Origin of the sequence: Massilia sp. MS-15 (assembly GCF_020176695.1) — a bacterium.
Taxonomy (GTDB): Bacteria; Pseudomonadota; Gammaproteobacteria; order Burkholderiales; family Burkholderiaceae_D; genus Telluria; species Telluria hydrophila.
In genome coordinates, this window is the sequence record NZ_JAIWIA010000094.1 from 1 (window position 1) to 1,470 (window position 1,470).

A 1,470-nucleotide genomic window follows, 5' to 3' on the forward strand; every position below is an offset into this window, starting at 1 on the left:
TGTCAACGCTAAATAGAAATGTCCCCTGTTCTGCAAAGTAGAAATGTCCCCTGGGGTCATGAAGCAGGAGCCAAGGCTAAAGGCGCCTTGATGTGCTCGAACTGAGCGCATGGCGGCGCCTTTCCCGGAGCGGTGGACATTTTCTTTTTCCAAGGGTGGCCGACCGGCTGCGGCGGGGTGCGCCGGTTCAGCGCCCGGTCGACCTTCCTGTTGACCTCCTTGCCGTCGACAGCCTCCTGTTGCCTGATCGCTTTGCTGCTGAGCGTATGGGGCAAGATACGCCCTTGCCAGAGCACTTCGGTTGGGCTGGCAGGGTTGGTTACGATGGTCACGTCGGCACCGCGCAAGGCAAGGCCTCGGTCGGCGGGCTGCACTTGGTACAGCAATCCATCCAGTTGGCAGCTCAGGTTGCTCGACAGGCGTCGCGGCGAGTGGATTGACAGGATCCGGCGCAGTGCCGCCTCTGTGCCGGCGTAGGGAACGTGCGCATCGCTGGGCAAGCTCGGCGTCACGGCGAAACGCCGGTTCAGGGCCCGCATGAACTGCGGCAGCCAGGCATTGGCTTGCTCCTGGCTGTCAATGCCCTGCAGGCGCATTTCCTTGACCAGGCGGTCCTGCAGCGTCTGGTTCGCCCGCTCGACCCGTCCCTTGGCCTGCGGGCTGTTGGCCTGTATGCCTTCAATGCCCAGTTGCTCCAGGGCGCGCGCGAACTGGGTCTGCGTGTGGCTGACGTCCTGCCGATCGCCCCGGTTGACCTGGAAGATGCTGTGGCGGTCACTGTAGATCGCCGCTGGCAGGCCATGCTCGAGAACGTACTGCTCCAGCAGCCCCATGTAGCCCAAGGTCGTCTCGGTATCGACAAAGCGTAGCGCCATCAGTTCGCTGGTCGCGTCGTCGATGAACACCAGCAGGCAGCAGCGCGGCGCCCGGCCCTCGAACCAGTCGTGCGGGGAGCCATCAATCTGGATCAGTTCGCCACGCCTTGCCCGACGCTCACGTATCGCGTGGGTGCGTATGCCGGCGCCGCGCCGGGCTTTCCATAAACCTGCACCCAGCATTGCCTGGCGCACCGTTTCCACGGACAGCTTGATCTCATGCAGCTCTTGCAGCTTCTCGCATGCCAGTGTCGGCCCAAAGTCGGCGTAGTGCTTCCCAATCAGGGCGATCGCCTTGGCCATCACATCCGGCGGCGTGCGCCGGTTCGATGGCACGCTACGCTTCTTGCTCAACAGGCCCTGTGTCCCCTCGTCTTGCAGACGCCGTTTCAAGCGCTTGACCTGACGCACGCTGATTCCTAGCCTGCTCGCCGCGCTGGCCTGATCCAGCTTCCCTTCCACCACCTGCGCCATCACCTGGCTACGCAGCACGTCCTTGGCCGTCATCTCGATCACTATCCCATCCTCCCCTGGAACGCATCCTAGGGGACATCTCTACTTAGCGGAGAGGGGACATTACTACTTAGCGCTAACA

The 1,470-nt window shown here is 62.8% G+C and carries 1 protein-coding gene; it reads right to left on the reverse strand.

The window, feature by feature from the left end; genetic code table 11:
- Positions 1–56: 56 nt before the first annotated feature.
- Entirely contained in the window at positions 57–1,382 is a 1,326-nt protein-coding gene (locus tag LCI23_RS20410) for an ISNCY family transposase (protein ID WP_224948271.1), read from the reverse strand.
- Positions 1,383–1,470 lie beyond the last annotated feature (88 nt).